Origin of the sequence: Enterocloster lavalensis, assembly GCF_046603895.1 — a bacterium.
In the GTDB taxonomy this organism is placed as follows: domain Bacteria; phylum Bacillota; class Clostridia; order Lachnospirales; family Lachnospiraceae; genus Enterocloster; species Enterocloster lavalensis.
The window spans coordinates 5,627,374-5,645,223 of sequence record NZ_CP176637.1 but is presented as its reverse complement, the minus strand read 5'-3'; the positions used below and the strand labels follow the sequence as shown (position 1 = coordinate 5,645,223).

The following is a 17,850-nucleotide window of genomic DNA, read 5'->3' as shown; positions in this document are numbered from 1 at the left end:
CTCTCACAGCGAAAACTGGATTCCGCAGAAGGCGAAATACAGCACCGGCAGCAGCACTCCCTGTACCCGTGAGAGCCTGCCACGGATCAGGGCCGGAACCGTCAAAAGCAGCATGGCCGCCAGCATAACCGGGATGTCCAGTACCAGGGAAGCGTTCTGCCCGAAGAGCACCGCGCTCTGGGGAACGCTGAAGGGGGCCAGGGATACGGAAACGCCGCTGACCAGCACCAGGTTGAACAGATTGGCGCCGATCACATTTCCAAGGGAAAGAGCGCCGTGCCCCTTCACCAGGGAGGTGATAGCCGTCACCAGCTCCGGCAGGGAGGTTCCGAGGGCCACGAAAGTCAACGCAATCACGGATTCCGGCACGCCCATCGCCTGGGCGATCAGGGTTCCGTTCTCCACCAGCAGCTTAGCGCCCACCGCGATGAGTATCGCGCCGATCACCAGCAGCACCAGATTCACCCCCAGGGACCGTACATTTTCATCCCCGTCCTCCGGGGCCTGAGGGCTGTTTTTCATCTGGGACACCGTGGTGAACATATAGACCACAAAGATCCCCAGCAGCACGAACCCGATAGTACGGCTGAAATACCCCAGGAAATAGGCCACGCCAGTGTAAATGACGGCTGCGATGAAGAAAAACAACACCGGCGTGCGCAGGGTCTCGCGGTTAATCTTCCCCGGCTTGATGGCCACGGTGATGGCCGCAATCAGCGCGGTATTGCAGATCACGGAACCGATGGCGTTCCCGTAGGCCATCTCGCTGTGGCCCGTCAGCGCGGAGGTGGTGGAGACCATAACCTCCGGCAGCGTGGTTCCAATGGAGACCACAGTGGCTCCGATCAGCAGCTCCGGCAGATGAAATTTACGGGCAATGCCCGTGGCGCCGTCCACAAACCAGTCTCCGCCCTTGATCAGGCAGACCAGGCCGACGATAAACAGCGATACGCAAATAAACATGCTCATTTCTCCTTTGACTTAGGGACGGCTGGCCGGAAATTGCTTCCGGCCAGCCGCCTGAATTGTTATGCTGGGAAAACCTGCCGCGGCGAGGGGAAACCTGCTGCGGCGAAACAACCCGCTACATCGGGAAAATCACAGCCGCCGCCACGCTCAGCGCGATGATGCGGATCAGATACATGGGCACCGTGAATTTCCAGAATTCCGGCAGCTTGTATTTGCCCATACCCATGATCATGGCGGGCATACCGTCGATGGGCATGTAGCCGCCCTGCCATCCCGATACCACCACCGCTGCCGCGGCTGCGGTGGGATTGAGGCCCAGGCTCATGCAGGCCGCGATGGCGATGGGTGCGAATATGTACACGGAGCCCATGTTGGAACCGGTGAAAGTTGCGCAGGTACTGGTCAGCAGCGCGAACAGGATGATGACCAGAAGGGGCGCCACGCTGGTGCCCAGGGCGGTTGCGATGGCTTCGCCGATCATGGCCGTGAAGCCGGAATTGGCCAGGGCGTCGGCCACACCGATGACGCCCGCCATCATCAGGATTACCGGAGCGAACATGTTCTCGCGGAACTCCTTAAAATCAACCACCTTCATGAAGAGCAACGCCATGGCGGACAGGCCGGGAATCACATAGGCCATGTTGCCCAGGGTGTTGATGAGCATCATGCCCACCACGCTAACCACGAAGGCCACAACGGTTACTTTTTCTTTCCAGGGCTCCATGGGAACCGCTTTTGTCTTCTCGATCTTCTCGTGGGCATCCTCCTCGGCCGCCGCGATGGGATGGTCGGGAAGCAGTCTATAGGCCACCAGGGACCAGGCCAGGAAGGCCACGGCCATGGCGAAGTTCACCGCCGAGAACTTGATCATGGATACCGGCTCCATAAAGCCCGCCGTCTCCAGAACAGAGCTCACCACGCCGTAATAGAGGGCCACGTTGATGCGGATCAGCGGATGGTTGGTGGCGAAACCCAGAGGCATCATCAGCTTGGAGGTGGGCATTTTCTTGGTGTAGGGGATGGTGGAAATCAGGGACAGAATCAGCACATAGTAGCCGGTATTTCCGCCGCCCACCAGGCTGGCGCCCACCATGACCACGATCACCAGCAGGGCGTAGCTCTTGTAGCCGCCTCTGTTTACCAGGGCGATCAGGGCTTCCTTTACCTTATCCATGGCCCTGGTCTTCTGCACGCCCGCCAGCACCACCATGAAGCTGGCGATCATGATCACGCTGGAGTTTGTGAATCCGGCAAATGCCTCGGGCACGGTGGACAGTCCCGTTACCACCAGCAGCATACAGGCCAGAAGGGGCGGCGCGCCGAAGGGGAGCACGTCGAACATGATCAGCCCGATCATGATCACCAGTATTGCAAGGGCAAGAATCATTTGGATTGTCATTTCATTTTCCTCCTTCTCACTGGACCTTGGCTGAGGTCGGATTGTAGAGTCCTACCGTCTCGCGCTTTTTGCCCATGACGTCCTCTTCCGTAAAGCTCATATATTTCACGCTGAGGCGGTCCTTGTAGGCAAATGCCAGGTGGAGCCTGCCGTCCCTGCCCTGCATGATATAGGGGTATTCATACTGCCGGTTGTTGGTCTTGTTCTCGTCTCCCATGTAGCCCTCGCCCCGCTCCATATAGCGGATCATGGGGAATGTGAGGCCGCCGTCCTCGGACAGCGCCACGGCTACGGGGCAGCGCAGGCCCGGCTAGGAAGCGATGCCCGGCGTGGGACAGGGCGTGCAGGTGGGATTGTAGGCCACGGCGATTCTTCCGCTGGCAAGCTTCACCGCGCTGATGCTGGAGTTGTTGTTGGGCAGAACCGTGGGAACCGGCTTGGTCCAGGTGTCGCCGTAGTCCAGGGACTCGCTGCGGTAGATATTGTCCGCCGCGCGGCTTCTCATGAAGGCTGCCAGGTGACCCGGCTCCAGCTCCACCACGTTGGCGTGAACCGCGCCGTTACTCTCAGGCATATCCACCATTTTCCAGGTCTTACCCTGATCGTCGGAGATGCGGAAGGCGGTGGGATCGCCGGTGAGCCCCAGCTCGGAGTCCGTGCAGATCCAGTTTCCGAAGATCCAGCGTCCGTTGGAGAGCACCTGGATGGGCTGGCGGCAGAAGCTTCCCTCCTCCGGGAATACGGTCTCGTAATCGCTCCAGGTCTCGCCCCCGTCCGCGCTCTTCTGGCAGCGGATCACGGATGTGAACTGCATGTTGTCCTTGCCCTCCACTCTGGAAAGCTGGGAGGTGTACATGGCCCAGACCTTTCCGTCCGGCCCTGCGAAAAGGGACGGGTTCTGCTCGCTCCGCTCGGGATCATGGGATACCAGAACCGGCTCCTCCCACCGGTCCGCTCCCTTTTTCAGGCGGGCGCAGATCACGTTCACGTCCGCGTTCCCCTCAAATGAACCTGCGAACCAGACGCAGAGCATATCCCCGTTTTCCAGCTCCAAAAGCCCCGGCCCGTGGGCGGTCTTGTAGCCCCCCGGCGGGAGAACCGCCTCCACAGTCCCCATTTCCTCGTTCCAATACATCGTTCCGTCCGGTGTCAACCCTGGCAATTTTGCGTATTCCATAATCGTTCCCCTTCCTTTTTTACGGTATTATTCTTTGGTTTCAGCCATGCGGATGGCGTAATCCATGGCGTTGATCAAACTCAGCTCGCTGGCAAGGCCCGTGCCCGCCTGGTCAAATGCGGTTCCGTGGTCCACAGAGGCCCGGATGATGGGCAGGCCCAGGGTGATATTCACTCCGGCTACCGCGTCCCATTTCTGTGCTTCATGATTGTATACAAATCCCACCACCTTTAAGGGAATGTGCCCCTGGTCGTGGTACATGGCCACCACAATGTCGTACCAGCCGCCCCTGGCTTTGGAGAAAATGGTGTCCGGCGGAACCGGTCCGTCCGCCAGGATTCCCTCGGCTCTGGCCTCCTGGATGGCAGGGGTGATCTCCTCGATCTCTTCCCTTCCGAACATGCCGTTCTCTCCGCTGTGGGGGTTGAGGCCCGCCACGCCGATTTTCGGCTCCGGGATTCCCAGCTTACGGCATGCCTGGTGGGCGATGCGGATCACCTCCAGAACGCGGTCCTTCTTCACCCGGTCGCAGGCTTCCCTGAGGGAAACGTGGGTGGACACATGGACCACTCTCAGGTTCTCGTGGGCCAGCATCATGGTGTATTTCTTTGTGCCGGTGTAGTCCGCGTAAATCTCGGTGTGGCCGGAGTAATGGTGCCCCGCCAGGTTCATGGCTTCCTTGTTCAGCGCGTTGGTCACCGTGGCGTCCACCTGGCCGTCCATGGCCAGCTCAATGACCTTCTTCACATACTGGAAGGCTGCGTTTCCGGCCATGGCGGAGACTTCTCCCCGCTTCAGCTCCTTCATGTCCACCATCCCCATGTCGTAGACGTCGATGATGCCGTATTCGTACAGCGCTTCGCTGACATCCCCGATCTTATGGATTTTCAGCTTGCCGGAGAGGCCGGTAATCTTTAATGCCTCCTCCATCACCGCTGCATCTCCCACCACAAGCGGCTTGCAGCGCTCATAGACCGCCGGGTCCGACAATGCCTTCGCGGTGATCTCCGGGCCGATGCTGGCCGGATCACCCATGGTAATACCGATTATTTTCATAACTGCCGTTCTCCTTTCCTGGACTGTCACTTATTTTTGTACTCCCCGTAGTAGGTGTCGATGGTCCTTTGGATCGCCTCCACCGCCTCCTGGGGTAAAATGCCGAAGGGCTTTCTGCAGGGCCCCACCGGCTGTCCGATCAGGTTGGTGGCGCACTTGACAACGGAGTTGGGGTTGCCGTATTTGAAGCATTCCCTGATTTTGGAAATGGCGTTCTGGGCCTTCTTCGCGCCCTCCATGTCCCCCCGCAGATAGCTCTGGTAGATATCCACCATAACCGTGGGAAGGATGTTGGCGATCGCGGTGATTCCGCCCTTGCCGCCTGCCAACAAGGTCCAGAGAATCAGGGCGTCGTTGCCGGAGAGAACTGCGAAATCCAAACCCTCGGTTTCCTGGATGTACTGGAGAATGTTGTTGAAGTTGCCGCTGGAATCCTTGACGCCTGCGATATTTTTAAATTCGCCCGCCAGGCGCTTCACGGTGGCCGGAGCCAGGGACGCACCGGTTCTGGCCGGGATGTTGTACATTACCACCGGAAGGTCCACCGCCTGCGCCACCTGGGCGTAGTGCTGGTACAGCTCTTCCTGGCTGATGGCCGCGAAATAGGGGGTGATGACGGAGAGCACGTCCACGCCGATCTCCTGGGCCTTTCTGGACAATGCCACGGTCTCCTCGGTGCTGATGCACCCGGTGCCCGCGTACACCGGAACCCGGCCCTTTACCTCGTCCACGAAAATCTCCATCACCCGGATTTTTTCCTCGGCGGACATGATGTAAAACTCGCCGTTGGTGCCCAGGCAGAACACCGCGTCCACTCCCGCGTCGATCTGCCGGTTGATCTGTCTGCGGAGCTCCGCCTCGTTGATGCTGCCATCCTCATGCATGGCAGTCTGCATTGCCGCGATAATTCCTTTGATCTCTGTCACGTTTTAATCCTCCTTCAGCACGTTCAAATAGATGGAACGAATGTCTTCAAGGCTCAATTCCTTCATGTTGTTGACCAGAAGCCTCTGCTGCCTGCTCCCCGCGTCCACCAGGAAGTCCAGATCTTCCATTTTGACGCCGAAGGCTTCCAGATTCGTGGGGATGTTGGTGTTCTTCACGATTGCGGCGATCCGCCCGATCATGTAATCCGCCTTTTCCTCCCCGCTCCCCGCCGACTGTTCCGGGTACACCGCGTCGCAGAGCTGCGCCAGCCGTTCTGCGCAGGCGTCCTTGTTGAACGCCATCACATGGGCAAACAGTATGGCGTTGGACACGCCGTGGGGGATGTGGTACTTGCCGCCCAGGGGATAGCTCAGGGCGTGAACCGCGGTGGTGCCGCTTCCGGTGATGGCCACGCCGCCGTAAAACGCGCCCAGCAGCAGGTTGTTCTTCGCCTCCATGTCGGAGGGATTTTCGTAAGCCCGCTCAATGTTGCGGAAAATCAGCTTCGCGCCCGCCGCGGCGTAGGTGTCGCTTAACGGGGTCGCTTTCTTCGAGGTGTAGCACTCTACCACATGGGCCAGGGCGTCCACGCCGGTGGCGGCCACGATGGAGGCGGGCAGCCCGGCGATCATCTGCGCGTCCAGGATCACGTAATCCGGTATCATTTCCGCGTTCACAATGCCCTTTTTGGACTGCTCCTCCGGGATGGCCACGATGGCATTGCAGGTGGCCTCGGAGCCGGTGCCGCAGGTGGTGGGGATCATCACGGTTTTCAGCTGCTTGGACGCTAAAAGCGGATTGTCCAGCAGGTCCTTTACCTTGTAATCGGAGCCTTTTAACAGGGAACAGAGCTTGGCCGCGTCCATGACGCTGCCGCCGCCGATGGCGATGATAATGTCGCCGTTTTCCCGGTTCATCTGCTCCACCACCGCCTCCACGTCGCCGTAGGCGGGTTCCGGCTTCAGCTCGTCGAACACCTGATAGTCCACGCCGCAGCGCTCCAGCACGGCCAGCAGCTTGTCTAAAAGCCCCGCTCCGGCCACTCCCTTGTCGGTGAATACCAGGGCCTTTTTGGCGGACTCCTGTTTTAAGATTGTCTGAACATCCTCAATGCTTCCCATTCCTGAATATACGCAGGAAGGAATTTTAATCTGATATCCCATTTTCCTCGCCTTTCTGTTTTCCTTTTAATTCTTCCGTCAGCTCCGGCAGCAGGTTTTCATCCCCGAAGCCGCCTGATTTTGTGATCATGTGATATTCCCGGCCGTTGTAATCCAGCTTCGTCAGCACGCAGCCCGGGCGAATCTGCCGGATGGGCTTAAGCTCCCACTGCCCGATCTCCTTCATGAATCCCAGCAGCGTGTCCCCGCCGGTGACCAGCCAGACGGCGTCAAGCCCGGCATCCAGCATTTGTTTTAAAATGATTCCCAGGGTTTCCGGGATTCTCTGTCGCACCGCTTCGGTGTCCATGCCAAGCCCTCTGGCGTACTCCAGGGTGTCCGGCGTCCCCTCCCGGTCGTTGGTGTCCAGGATAACGCAGTCTCTGCCGTTTCCAGCTTCCGTTATCTGCCGGACCCGCCGGTCTCCGGCTCCCGATCTCCAGAATTCCCGATCCAGCTTTTCCTCCGGTCTTATGTAAAATCTTGGGAATCCTACCTGTTCCCCCCGATCCAGCTGCTTTTTCGTGATGGGGTTCACGCTGCCGCAGATCACGAACAGCCTGTTCTCCAGCGTGGCCGCCTCCGGTTCCCTGCGTTCCAGGCCCAAAAGCTCCGGCAAAATGGAGGCGAACCCCGCGCAGCCTGCCAGCAGGCGGCTCTGTCCCGATGCGGCCAGCTTGGCGCCGATCCGCTCGATGTCCGCTTCGCTCAAGGCGTCGTATACCACAATGCCGGATTCTCTGCCGCTCAGCTGTTCCGGGTCCTCTGCAATGATTACGGGGATCCTGCTCTGCAAACCGATGATTTCCGCTACATTGTCCCGGGTGACCGGCTCGAAGGGATCGTTCCCGAATACACTTTGGCTGACCGGTAGACCGTCGATATAGTGTTTCCCGCCTTTGGTGATCCGGTTCATCCGGGGCAGGGCGGGCACGAAGCTTAAAACCTGTTCCCCCGACGCTTTCAGGGCCGCCTCCAGCTCGCTTCCGATGTTTCCCCGGAGGGCTGAGTCTGTTTTCTTATAAATATAAGGGATTCCCGCTTTTTTGCCGTCCGACACGATGGCGTCTATCTTGCGCCCTGCCTGCTCCGGCGAAGCGTGCCTGGTCTCCGCGTCCACCACCAGCACCGTGGTCTCCCCGGACCGAAGGCCCTCCTCCCAGCTTCTGTCATTTTCCATGCTGACAATCACTCTGGTGCGGATTCCTTTCTCCGCGAAATGCACCCCCGAATCCAGAGCGCCTGTGAAATCGTCCGCAATGATCATCAATTCAACCAATGTCTCACCTCCCGCCAGTCTGCGATATGTTTTGATTTGAAACATGTGTCTTGGTTTCTCTCTGTGGTTATAGAATAGCGCTTTTTGACGCGAGTTTCAAATAAAAACATAGGGATTTTTGTTCTTTTTTGAAACGTTATTGTTTTTATTTCTATTTTATGATATTATATTTTCATAATGAAACAGTTTTACAGGAATTCAGAAGGCATACAGGAGAGGGGAATTAAATCATATGGAAAAGAAATACCGCATACTGGGAATTGCGCCTTACGAGAATTTGAGAAATGCCATGGTCGCGGAAGCAGCGAAATATGAAGAGATCGAGATGGTGGTCTACACGGGGAACCTGGAGGACGGGGTTCAGCTGGCCCTGCAGCACATGGACGAGGGCTTTGATATCCTGATCTCCCGGGGCGGAACCGCGGAGCTGATCCGTCCGGTGGCCACCATCCCGGTTATCGAGATCACTTTGAACATCAACGATATTCTGCGGGCGATCCTGCTGGTGGGGAATCTCACCGAAGCCTACGCCGTGGTGGGTTATCCCACCGTCACCCAGCCCGCCCGCGTCCTGTGCGAGATGATGAATTACCGCATGAACATCGTCACCATCCACAGCCCGGAGGAGCTGGGCCCTGTGCTGAGGAAGCTGAAGGCCGGGGGCTGCAATTTCATTCTCTGCGACGTGATCACCGAGATGATGGCACGGGAGGCCGGCATGGAGCCGATCCTGATCCTGTCCGGGCCGGAGAGCATCGATATCGCCATCGAGTATTCCGTCAACATGTGCCGGGCCGTGGCGGAGACCAAAGCCAGAAGCCGCCTGTTCACAAAGGCCCTGGACATGCAGGGCATGAAAACCATTATTATGAAGCAGGATGGAACCATTCTGTTCTCCACCTACAATGAGAAGAATATCACGGCCGTCACCGGGTATCTGAAAAAACTGATGGAATCCCCCCATTCCATGTCCGCCAAGGCATTTCACATGATTGAAAATGACCTGTACTCCATCACGGCGGAGGAGGCGGATTTCCTGGGGGAACCCTGCTGCATTTTCTGCCTGGAGCAGAACCCCTTCCCGGTGGGCGGGAGCAAGCACGGCATCCGATTTTCCAATTATACCCAGGTCTCAGTGATGTACTCCAGCAGTTTCTATTCCCTGACCTCCAGCGCCAGGCTGATGGAGGAGAAAATCCGGCTGATCAACCAGAATACCCTTCCGGTGATGATTCTGGGGGAGCGGGGCTCGGGGAAAAACCAGCTGGCGGCCAAGCTCTATCTGGAAAGCTCCATGCAGAAATATCCCTATATTACCATCGACTGCCAAATCCTCAACGAGCGGACCTGGAATTATGTGATCAGCAACTACAATTCGCCGCTGAACGACAAAAACAACACCATTTTCATCAGCAATATCCAGGCCCTGTCCAAAAACCAGCAGGAGCGGCTTCTGTCCTTTCTGGTGGACACCGGGGCCCACAAGCGCAACCGGATCATCCTCTCCTGCTCCCAGACTCTGGAGCGGGATTCCCCGGACCCCTCCAGAAGCTTTATCGACTATCTGCCCTGCACCACCATCTACATGCCGCCGCTGAGGGAGCTGACCGATGATATCCAGAGCTCCAGCAACCTGTACCTCAACGCCATGAATGTGGAGATGTCCAAACAGATCGTGGGCTTCACGCCCGAGGCCCTGTCCCTGCTGATGAGCTACCAGTGGCCGGACAATTTCATGCAGCTGAAACGGGTGCTGGCGGAGCTGGTGATGCTCACCTCCACCGCGTATATCCAGCGGGACACGGTGTACGAGGCCATCGAGAAGGAAAAGCGCCAGTACGTCCCCACCACAGCCGACTTCTTCGACTACAACCGGTCCCTAAACGAGATGACCCGGGAAATTGTAAAGGTCGTCCTCTCCCAGTGCGGCGGCAACCAGACACTGGCTGCGAAACGGCTGGGGATCGGGAGGACGACCTTGTGGCGGTATCTGAATGAGGAGAAATAGGGAGTGGCCCGGCAGGTTTGTGGTGTGTAAAAATTCCTTCCCGCCTGGCGTACCGAGGGATTCTCCGGGCATTGCGGGGCGTCCCTTAAAGCAAGCTATTCCCTAATCCGTCAGGTACTCTACCTGCCTGCTCCCTGCCGGGCGGCGGAAATGCCGCAGGAACTCCCAGGCGGCCCGGCTCTGCTCGGGGATAGCCCCGTGGGGCATGTTTTTCATTATGGTGAACGCCACCCGGGGCAGCCCGTCCGGGCCGTGGTAGACCAGGGTTTTGAACCGGTCCCCCTGGAGGTAGCCCTGGGAGGTAGTGTAGTAGTTGTCGACGGTGCGGATTTCATCAGGGAGGAAATGGGTAGGGAGGGCGCGGCACTCTTTGGAATGGGCCTCACGGCGAATGGTGTGGCCTTCTTTAGATTGGCCCTCACTGCGAACGGCTGCCCTCTCTTCAGAATGGATCTCACAGCAAACGGCGGCCCCCTCTTCAGGACGGCCCTCACAGCAAACAGCGGAACTTTCTTTAAAACAGCCTTCATCGCGAACGGCGCGGTCCTTTTTAGAACAGCCTTCACAGCAAACGGCCGTCCTCTCTTCAGAACTGCCCCCACAGCGAACCGCCTTCTCTTCCGAACGGCCCCCGCAGCAAACGGCTGCCTTCTCTTCAGAACGGCCCCCACAGCGAACCGCCTTCTCTTCAGAACTGCCCCCACAGCGAACCGCCGTCCTCTCTTCAGAACCCCCCGCCCAACGATTCGCCGCCAGCATCACCTCCAGCTGTCCGTCCACATCCGTCCCTGCGGCGGGGTCCCTGTCCCCAACGCATACCCAGTAGGGCAGCTCATACCCGGACGACAGAAACACCGGGTTCACAACCTCCGCCGCCACCAGCCCCGGCGCATTTACGGGCGCGTTAAACGGCGCGATAGCTGCGAACAGCTCCGGCCATGTAGTCCCAACCTCCCGGGTGATCGCGCCGCCATTGGAAAATCCGGTCAGATACACCCTGGTGCGGTCCAGCCCGTAATCCCCGCAAATCTGCGCAATCATCGCTTCAAAGGCCAGCCCGTCCCGCTCCAGCTGCCAGATATTCCCCGGCGAATCCGGGCAGACCAGAACAAATGCCCGGGTCTCATCCGCCAGCACGTCCCAGCCATTCTTCTCGGCAAAGAGCCAGGCAGGCTCTCCCCTGCCGTGAACGCTGAACAGCAGCGGCAATCCCCTCACGTCCTCCGCAGAACATCCCTCAGGTAAATGCACCGAATATGCATACTCCAGACACCCCACCGTCACAGAGCGGTGGATAAACCGGTTAGACTGATAAAACTCCGTCCGCCCCAGGTGAAGTGCCAGCGTCCCGTCCGGCCCCGTTTTCCAGCGGACGGTGCGGTCAAAATACGCGTCCAGAATAGTGTGGGCCAGGGCCATACCAGAAACCTCCGTCCCCTCCGAAACCATCAGCCGCTGAGCCGGGTTTGCCTCATTTTCATAACAGGCCGCCGTGCACATCCCCATGGAAATCTGCTTCGGCTCCCACCCAAGCCCGCCCGAGACCCCGAAGTAATCCAAGGCCCGTCTGGTCTCCTCCTTCTGCGCCCCAATCAGCCAAAGGCTGCAGGGAATCTGGTCGTTTCTCACCCCATAATCACTGCCAATCTCCGGCACCATCCAATGACCCGAGCGCTTCTTCCCGGCCGAATAGTCCTCCGGCGCTCCCCCAATCAGAGCCGCGGCCGCAAACCGCCCCGGCTCCGCCACCAGGCAGTTTCCGGCAAACACCGCTCCGTCGCCGTATCCAGCCAGATAAATCATGGTCTCCCAGCACCAAATCTTCCCGCCCCGCCCGAACAGGCTCTTTCCGTTGCGGCTCTCCACTCCGCCCCGAATCCGATCGTAAATCTGCCCCGGAAGGTCGGCCGCTTCTGCCTTCCACCCCATCGGAGCCAGCGGAAGGATCAGCACCGCCCCGTCGTACTCAGCCAGCGCCTGCCAGCCCGACCGGACGGCGAACCCCTCCGCCGACGTCATATCCCCCGCCTCCTCCCCTGGCGCAAAAATAAAAATAGTCTTAGCCGGGTCATAGCAGGCCCTTGTGGAGACATACATGTAAAATCCGTTCCCCTCGTTCACGTATCCAGCCCTCCCATCACAGCCTGTTTTTCAAAAAACTGTAGGCGAACTGGTCGATCTCCTCCCCCAGGGAAGGGCCGTGTCCGCCGCCGGAATAAGCCACAAAGGTGGCGTCCGCCCCCGCCTTCGCCAGCGCGTGGTACAAAAGCTCGCTCTGCTCCGGGTCCACGATTTGGTCCCGCGCGCCCTGGAAAATGACCACCGGCGGGCAGTCCGCGCTCACATGGGTAATGGGGCTGCACAGCTTTGTCAGCTCGATAAAATGCCAGTCCGGGTGGCTGGGATCATTGCTCTCCAGCACCTGGTTCAGCGTGTGCAGGCTCCTCCCCGGGCCGGTGTAGCCCACAATCAGGGCCGGAATAATATTCGCCTTGTCATTGCCCACATTTTCAATCTCCGTGCCGGTCAGATCCTTGGGCGGGCCGTCCAGAGCCGCGGCGCTGGTGCGGATGCTCTGGCAAAGGTCCGCGGGAGCATAAAAGATTGCCGCAGCCTTGATGGAGCTGTCATACTCCAGGTTGCCGCCCACATCCCCTTCCAGCGCCTCACATTTCGAGCTAAATGCCAGCATAGACGCCAGGCAGCCCCCCGCCGAGTTGCCCAGAGCGCCGATGCGTTCAGGATCAATGTGATACTTCTCCCCGTTTGCCTTCAGAAAACGCACCACACCCTTGACGTCGTTGATACACGCCGGAAAAATGGACTGGCTCACCAGCCGGTAGTCCGGGCACACCACGGTGTAGCCCTCCCTGGTCAAACGGACCAGGTCACGGCAGTAAACCGCCTTCTGCGTAACCTGCTTATACTCTCCCCACATAAAGCCGCCGCCAAAAATATAGATGATACAGGGGCCGGGCTTATCCTGCCCGGCAGACTGGTAAATATCCAGTTTCAGGGTATAATCCTGCCCATCATCCAGCTTGACGGTCGCATAGGCCACATCTTCAAACCGCGGCTTTTCCTCCGGCGGACATAAAGGTTTTACGGTTGGCGGAACATACATAATCAAATACCTCCCATCTGAAATATCTATTATTTTAAAGAGAATTTCAGGGAAATGCAATCGAATGATATCTCATTTTCGTTTCATGTCAAAACACTTTTTATTGCCCATTCTAAATTAGAACTTATCCTCATCATTTTGTTCCTAAACGAAACACACTCAATTTTGAATCTATGTATTGATTACAAGAACTTTTTAGGATATACTTTGTATATACTGAAAGGAGGCATTTATATGATTACACAGGTAAAACCGTGGGGAAACAGTCAGGGAATCCGCCTGTCCAAAGAGCTTCTGACCTTAGCCGGAATTCAGAATAATGACTTTTTAGACATCGAAGTAGTAGACGGCAACATTATACTGAAAAAAATGTTCAAACACCGCACGCTTGAAGAACGGGCCGAAGAATTTGGTGGAAAGCTGGGACCCTACGATGAATTTGAATGGGGTGAACCAATCGGCCGGGAAGGGTGGTAGAGGACTATGCTGCCGATTGAACAGGGAGATATCTTATCGATTGAAAAAATCAAGGGGCCCGTCCTTATAGTCAGTAAGAATTTTTTCAACGCTGCCGAAGTAGCTATTGTGTGCCCAGTTGTGAAATCCACCATCCCAGATCCATTGCATATAAAAATCGCAGCGAAAAATGTGGACGGTTTTGTTCTGTGCGAACAGATGAAACTGCTGGATCTCAAAGTGAGAGGTTTTAAAAAGCTGGATCGTATTAATTATCATGATATTATCAACATCACCGATGCGATACAAAGCATCTTCGATTATTAATGAAAGAAAATAAAACAAACCGCCAGCGCCAGCCAACGGTTTAAAGAAGTCACTCTGATTCCTAATATAATATCAAAAATGCTGCCTAATCATCAAACTCTCGATTAGACAGCATCTTTATTTTTCTCATTCAGAAATAGCCTAAACATACCATCGCTATCTCTAAACTTCCACTCCTACAAAATCACCTTCGCCGGACACTTCACCGCGCACTTCCCGCAGTTGGTGCACTTCTCGTAATCAATCACAGCCAGGTTATTCTCCATATGAATGGCGTCGAACTCGCACTGCTTGGTGCAGAGCGTACAGCCGATACAGCCGGCCGCGCAGGCCGCTTTCACGTCCTTGCCCTTGTCGTGGGAGTTGCAGCGCACCAGGTGCTCGGCCTTGTAGGGCACCAGCTCGATCAGGTGGTTGGGACAGGAAGCCACGCATTTGCCGCAGGCAACGCACTTCTCCTTATCCACCACGGCCACGCCGTCCACCACGTGGATGGCGTCAAAGGCGCAGGCCTTCACGCAGGAGCCGTAGCCCATACATCCGTAAGCGCAGGCCTTTTCCCCGGCTCCCGGTACCACGGAAACCTTCTGGCAGTCGTCCACGCCGTAGTAGTTGTACTGCACCTTGGTCTTGTCGCAGGTGCCGGAGCACTTGACGAAGGCCACCTTCTTGTCGGCGGCTCCGCCGGCCACGCCCATGATGGCGCCGATCTTCTCCGCCGCGGAAGCGCCGCCCACCGGACATGCGCCCACGTCGGCCTGGCCCGCCGCGATGGCCTTGGCCAGGGCGTCACAGCCCGCGTATCCGCAGCCGCCGCAGTTGTTGCCCGGCAGCTCGTTGCGGACCAGAATCTCTCTCTCGTCCACTTCCACTTTAAACTTCTCGCTGGCAACGCCTAAGAATATTCCGATCAGAATGCCCAGAATACCGACGACCGCTGCCGCTAAAATAATGCCTGTAACCATTTTCCTTCTCCTCCTTCTAAATTAATCCGGAAAATCCGAAAAATGCGATTGCCATAAGTCCCGAGGTAATCAGAACGATGGGAGAACCCTGGAATGAGTACGGCACGTCGTTGTGCTCGATCTTCTCGCGGATGCCGGCCAGCATGATAATCGCAATGGTGAAGCCCACGGAGATACCCACGCCGTTCACAACACTCGTCAGAATGTCGTAACCCTTCTGTACGTTGGTCAGAGCCACGCCCAGCACCGCGCAGTTGGTGGTAATCAGGGGCAGGTACACGCCCAGCGCCTCATACAGGGAGGGCATGGACTTTTTCAAAAACATCTCTACAAACTGAACCAGAGCCGCAATCACCAGGATGAACACGATGGTCTGAAGAAATGCCAGATCCACCGGTTTTCCGTTGATGATGAAGTGCTCGTTGGCCAGGATGAATTTGTAAATCACGCTGGTCACAAACGACGCGATGGTGATAACGAAGATAACGGCCGCGCCCATACCTGCCGAAGTCTCTACCTTCTTGGAAACGCCGAGGAACGGACAAAGCCCCAGGAACTGGCTTAAAACCACGTTATTGACCAGAGCGGATCCAATGGCAACTAACAATAATTCTTTCATCTATCCACCCTCCTTAATCTTCCTTCTTGGCTGTCGCCGCCTTCAGTTCCGCTTCCTTCTTGGCCAGGGCCGCTTTCTTCTTAGCCAGAGCCTCTTCCTCCGCCTGACGCTTTCTGGTGTCCAGAATCTCATGGTTTGCCATGCAGGAACTACCGGTACAGGTGGAGCAGTTTCCGCCGCAGGCCAGCTTGGACTGGGGCACGGAACCGTTGGTTGCGGACGGCGCTTTGAACTTGTTCTGAAGCGCGGTTAGGATCGCCAGCACGAAGAATGCGCCGGGAGCCAAAACAAAGATGGCGATGTGGAAATCCTCGGGGATCAGCACCTTGCCGAACACGGCGCCGGAGCCTAAAAGCTCGCGGACCAGTCCGATACAGGTCAGGGCCACGGTGAAACCAAGACCCATGCCGATTCCGTCAAACGTGGAGGAAACGGCGTCGTTCTTGGACGCGTAGGACTCCGCGCGGCCCAGGATGATACAGTTTACCACGATCAAAGGAATGTAAATGCCCAGAGCCGCGTACAGGAAATCCACATAGGCCTGGAGCAGCAGCTGAACGATGGTAACCAGGGACGCCACGATTACGATGTAAGCCGGAATACGCACGCGGTCCGGGATAATCTTACGCATCGCGGAAATAATCATATTGGAAAACAGTAAAACTACGGTAGTGGAAAGTCCCATGCCCAGGCCGTTGATCGCGGAGGTCGTAACCGCCAGGGTCGGACACATGCCAAGCATCAACACGAAGGTTGGGTTTTCTTTCACAATACCGTTATATAAACGTTCTGTACATTTGTTCATTTTCCCACCTCCTACTGATTGATACAGTTATGCACAAAATATAACGCAGCGTTCACCGCATTGGTCACCGCGCTGGACGTGATGGTCGCGCCGCTGATGGCGTTGATCTCGGTCTCGCCTGCGCCGCCGCCCTTCTTTACCGTCAGGGCCTCCGCGTTCTTGCCCGCGTACTGGTTCTTGAAATCGTCTTCCTTGGCCTTTAAGCCCAGTCCGGGAGTATCGCTGATGGTCAAAAACTCGATGCCGGTGACGGTGCCGTCCTCCTTCATACCCACGGAGATTTTCACCTCGCCGCCGTAGCTGTCGTTGGAGTGCGCCACGATCACGTAACCCAGCTGGTTCTTGTTCGCGTCGTTGGCCTTAAGCACCGTGTCCACGGCTACGTTTCCGTAGTTCATGGTGGCCAGCGCCGTATTGCAGGCTTCCACGGCCGCGGTCAGACTGTCGTCCGGGTCAAAGGTCTCGGCCTCGTTAAAAACGGCCTTGTATGCCTTGTTGTTGGCTTTAATGGTGGCAATCTCAATGGGCTTCTTGGTCAGCTGATATACGCCGCCCAGCAGAAAGCCGGAAATCAGGGTGATTGCAAACAGAATCACTGCGTCTTTCATAAATCCTGACTTGCTCATATTACTTGCCCTCCTTTCCGAATGCCTTGGGAAGGGTTACCTTCTCAATCAGCGGAACCAGGATGTTGCTGATGATGATGGCGTAGGACACGCCCTCCGCGGAGCCGCCGAAGAGACGGAACAGTCCGGTGAGCACGCCCAGGAGCACGCCGAAGGCAATCTGTCCTCTGGGGGTGATGGGGCTGGTCACATAGTCGGTGGCCATAAAGAACGCGCCGAAGATCAGGCCGCCGCCGCACAGGTGAGCCGCGATAAAGTTAAAGTCCAGACCATGTCCGCCGAACAGCACGATAAAGATCACAAAGGTGATGATGTAGGCCGCCGGGATCCGGATGGTGATAACCTTCTTGACCAGCATGTAAGCCGCGCCCAGAAGCAGTGCGATCACGGACACCTCGCCGATGGTTCCGGCGATATTACCGGTAAACATGGCCGGTACGTCCACCACGCCGCCGCTCTTTAAGGTAGCCAGGGGGGTGGCGCTGGAAATGCCGTCAAACTGGAAGGTGCTGCCCTTCTTGCTGGTGAAGTCCGTCATCTTGCCCGCAAAGGAGATGAGCAAAAAGCATCTGGCTGCCAGCGCCGGGTTCATAAAGTTCTGGCCCAGGCCGCCGTAGAGCTGCTTCACCACGATGATGGCGAACACGCCGCCCAGGGCGGGAATCCACAGCGGAATCTCCGGGGGCATATTGAGCGCCAGGATCATGCCGGTCACAACCGCGCTCATGTCGCGCACGGTGATGGGCTTCTTCATATACTTTTCGAATATGTACTCGCTGAGGACACAGGCCGCAACGGTTACAAGTAACACAAGCAACGCATAGAAGCCGAAGTGGAACACGCCAAAAGCGGCTGCGGGAATCATGGCGATCGCCACGTCCATCATAATGCTCTGGGTGGTCTCACTGCTTCTCACATGCGGGGATGATGATACGTTTAATAATTTACTCATG

At 57.0% G+C, this 17,850-nt stretch carries 18 protein-coding genes; 3 read left to right on the top strand and 15 right to left on the bottom strand.

Annotated features, from left to right (window positions below; all coding sequences use genetic code 11):
• Positions 1-3: 3 nt before the first annotated feature.
• From ACK2JC_RS25320 to ACK2JC_RS25285, 8 genes are all read right to left on the bottom strand, one after another.
• Positions 4-963, bottom strand: coding sequence for a calcium/sodium antiporter (locus ACK2JC_RS25320; RefSeq protein ID WP_118754185.1), 960 nt, complete (start codon positions 961-963; stop codon positions 4-6).
• Between the two features lie 121 nt (positions 964-1,084).
• Entirely contained in the window at positions 1,085-2,368 is a 1,284-nt protein-coding gene (locus ACK2JC_RS25315) for an SLC13 family permease (protein WP_320936444.1), read from the bottom strand.
• A gap of 16 nt (positions 2,369-2,384) precedes the next feature.
• The gene (locus ACK2JC_RS25310; RefSeq protein ID WP_368274722.1) at positions 2,385-2,618 is read right to left on the bottom strand and encodes a hypothetical protein; all 234 of its coding nucleotides are present in this window, start codon (positions 2,616-2,618) and stop codon (positions 2,385-2,387) included.
• Between the two features lie 60 nt (positions 2,619-2,678).
• Positions 2,679-3,545, bottom strand: coding sequence for an exo-alpha-sialidase (locus ACK2JC_RS25305; protein WP_368272037.1), 867 nt, complete (start codon positions 3,543-3,545; stop codon positions 2,679-2,681).
• Positions 3,546-3,572: 27 nt separating this feature from the next.
• The gene (gene pdxA / locus ACK2JC_RS25300; protein ID WP_118754233.1) at positions 3,573-4,580 is read right to left on the bottom strand and encodes a 4-hydroxythreonine-4-phosphate dehydrogenase PdxA; all 1,008 of its coding nucleotides are present in this window, start codon (positions 4,578-4,580) and stop codon (positions 3,573-3,575) included.
• Positions 4,581-4,627: 47 nt separating this feature from the next.
• On the bottom strand, positions 4,628-5,527 hold the full coding sequence (gene dapA / locus ACK2JC_RS25295) for a 4-hydroxy-tetrahydrodipicolinate synthase (RefSeq protein ID WP_320936443.1): 900 nt from the start codon (positions 5,525-5,527) through the stop codon (positions 4,628-4,630).
• A gap of 3 nt (positions 5,528-5,530) precedes the next feature.
• A complete protein-coding gene (locus ACK2JC_RS25290; RefSeq protein ID WP_227170562.1) occupies positions 5,531-6,691 on the bottom strand; it encodes an iron-containing alcohol dehydrogenase in 1,161 nt (386 codons plus the stop codon).
• Positions 6,675-7,967, bottom strand: coding sequence for a four-carbon acid sugar kinase family protein (locus ACK2JC_RS25285; protein ID WP_320936442.1), 1,293 nt, complete (start codon positions 7,965-7,967; stop codon positions 6,675-6,677). Before ACK2JC_RS25285 ends, ACK2JC_RS25290 begins: the two co-directional genes overlap by 17 nt.
• Positions 7,968-8,199: 232 nt before the next feature.
• Here ACK2JC_RS25285 and ACK2JC_RS25280 point away from each other — a divergent pair, with 232 nt between their 5' ends.
• Positions 8,200-9,975, top strand: a complete 1,776-nt coding sequence (locus ACK2JC_RS25280) for a sigma-54-dependent transcriptional regulator (RefSeq protein ID WP_320936441.1) — start codon at positions 8,200-8,202, stop codon at positions 9,973-9,975.
• 102 nt (positions 9,976-10,077) lie between these two features.
• On the opposite strand, the gene ACK2JC_RS25275 is transcribed toward ACK2JC_RS25280, so the two are convergent.
• Both ACK2JC_RS25275 and ACK2JC_RS25270 read right to left on the bottom strand, forming a co-directional pair.
• Positions 10,078-12,096 carry a PHB depolymerase family esterase gene (locus tag ACK2JC_RS25275; protein WP_320936440.1) on the bottom strand — a complete coding sequence of 673 codons (2,019 nt, stop codon included), beginning with the start codon at positions 12,094-12,096 and terminating at the stop codon, positions 10,078-10,080.
• 16 nt (positions 12,097-12,112) lie between these two features.
• Positions 12,113-13,099: an alpha/beta hydrolase gene (locus ACK2JC_RS25270; protein ID WP_276951335.1), complete on the bottom strand. Its 987-nt coding sequence runs from the start codon at positions 13,097-13,099 to the stop codon at positions 12,113-12,115.
• Positions 13,100-13,333: 234 nt separating this feature from the next.
• Here ACK2JC_RS25270 and ACK2JC_RS25265 point away from each other — a divergent pair, with 234 nt between their 5' ends.
• Both ACK2JC_RS25265 and ACK2JC_RS25260 read left to right on the top strand, forming a co-directional pair.
• Complete coding sequence (locus tag ACK2JC_RS25265) at positions 13,334-13,576, top strand: AbrB/MazE/SpoVT family DNA-binding domain-containing protein (protein WP_320936439.1); 243 nt, start codon at positions 13,334-13,336, stop codon at positions 13,574-13,576.
• A 6-nt stretch (positions 13,577-13,582) separates the two neighbouring features.
• A complete protein-coding gene (locus ACK2JC_RS25260) occupies positions 13,583-13,882 on the top strand; it encodes a type II toxin-antitoxin system PemK/MazF family toxin (RefSeq protein ID WP_227170558.1) in 300 nt (99 codons plus the stop codon).
• Between the two features lie 176 nt (positions 13,883-14,058).
• Here ACK2JC_RS25260 and ACK2JC_RS25255 read toward each other — a convergent pair whose 3' ends face one another.
• The 5 genes from ACK2JC_RS25255 to ACK2JC_RS25235 are packed head-to-tail and all read right to left on the bottom strand — an operon-like array spanning position 14,059 to position 17,849.
• On the bottom strand, positions 14,059-14,847 hold the full coding sequence (locus tag ACK2JC_RS25255; protein WP_007713255.1) for an RnfABCDGE type electron transport complex subunit B: 789 nt from the start codon (positions 14,845-14,847) through the stop codon (positions 14,059-14,061).
• Positions 14,848-14,863: 16 nt separating this feature from the next.
• The gene (locus ACK2JC_RS25250) at positions 14,864-15,466 is read right to left on the bottom strand and encodes an electron transport complex protein RnfA (protein WP_007713256.1); all 603 of its coding nucleotides are present in this window, start codon (positions 15,464-15,466) and stop codon (positions 14,864-14,866) included.
• Between the two features lie 13 nt (positions 15,467-15,479).
• Positions 15,480-16,271 carry an electron transport complex subunit RsxE gene (gene rsxE / locus ACK2JC_RS25245; RefSeq protein WP_007713257.1) on the bottom strand — a complete coding sequence of 264 codons (792 nt, stop codon included), beginning with the start codon at positions 16,269-16,271 and terminating at the stop codon, positions 15,480-15,482.
• 11 nt (positions 16,272-16,282) lie between these two features.
• Positions 16,283-16,897, bottom strand: a complete 615-nt coding sequence (locus ACK2JC_RS25240; protein ID WP_092361051.1) for an FMN-binding protein — start codon at positions 16,895-16,897, stop codon at positions 16,283-16,285.
• A 1-nt stretch (position 16,898) separates the two neighbouring features.
• On the bottom strand, positions 16,899-17,849 hold the full coding sequence (locus ACK2JC_RS25235) for an RnfABCDGE type electron transport complex subunit D (protein WP_024735041.1): 951 nt from the start codon (positions 17,847-17,849) through the stop codon (positions 16,899-16,901).
• Between the last annotated feature and the right edge of the window lies 1 nt (position 17,850).

What these genes read in the sequence shown, in the direction of transcription:
- ACK2JC_RS25305 (WP_368272037.1), bottom strand. Translation starts at nt 3,545, where the DNA reads ATGGAATACGCAAAATTGCCAGGGTTGACACCGGACGGAACGATGTAT.
- ACK2JC_RS25255 (WP_007713255.1), bottom strand. Translation starts at nt 14,847, where the DNA reads ATGGTTACAGGCATTATTTTAGCGGCAGCGGTCGTCGGTATTCTGGGC.
- pdxA (WP_118754233.1), bottom strand. Translation starts at nt 4,580, where the DNA reads ATGGGTGATCCGGCCAGCATCGGCCCGGAGATCACCGCGAAGGCATTG.
- ACK2JC_RS25250 (WP_007713256.1), bottom strand. Translation starts at nt 15,466, where the DNA reads ATGAAAGAATTATTGTTAGTTGCCATTGGATCCGCTCTGGTCAATAAC.
- ACK2JC_RS25290 (WP_227170562.1), bottom strand. Translation starts at nt 6,691, where the DNA reads ATGGGATATCAGATTAAAATTCCTTCCTGCGTATATTCAGGAATGGGA.
- ACK2JC_RS25320 (WP_118754185.1), bottom strand. Translation starts at nt 963, where the DNA reads ATGTTTATTTGCGTATCGCTGTTTATCGTCGGCCTGGTCTGCCTGATC.
- ACK2JC_RS25240 (WP_092361051.1), bottom strand. Translation starts at nt 16,897, where the DNA reads ATGAGCAAGTCAGGATTTATGAAAGACGCAGTGATTCTGTTTGCAATC.
- ACK2JC_RS25310 (WP_368274722.1), bottom strand. Translation starts at nt 2,618, where the DNA reads ATGATCCGCTATATGGAGCGGGGCGAGGGCTACATGGGAGACGAGAAC.
- rsxE (WP_007713257.1), bottom strand. Translation starts at nt 16,271, where the DNA reads ATGAACAAATGTACAGAACGTTTATATAACGGTATTGTGAAAGAAAAC.
- ACK2JC_RS25265 (WP_320936439.1), top strand. Translation starts at nt 13,334, where the DNA reads ATGATTACACAGGTAAAACCGTGGGGAAACAGTCAGGGAATCCGCCTG.
- ACK2JC_RS25315 (WP_320936444.1), bottom strand. Translation starts at nt 2,368, where the DNA reads ATGACAATCCAAATGATTCTTGCCCTTGCAATACTGGTGATCATGATC.
- ACK2JC_RS25280 (WP_320936441.1), top strand. Translation starts at nt 8,200, where the DNA reads ATGGAAAAGAAATACCGCATACTGGGAATTGCGCCTTACGAGAATTTG.
- ACK2JC_RS25260 (WP_227170558.1), top strand. Translation starts at nt 13,583, where the DNA reads ATGCTGCCGATTGAACAGGGAGATATCTTATCGATTGAAAAAATCAAG.
- ACK2JC_RS25235 (WP_024735041.1), bottom strand. Translation starts at nt 17,849, where the DNA reads ATGAGTAAATTATTAAACGTATCATCATCCCCGCATGTGAGAAGCAGT.
- ACK2JC_RS25270 (WP_276951335.1), bottom strand. Translation starts at nt 13,099, where the DNA reads ATGTATGTTCCGCCAACCGTAAAACCTTTATGTCCGCCGGAGGAAAAG.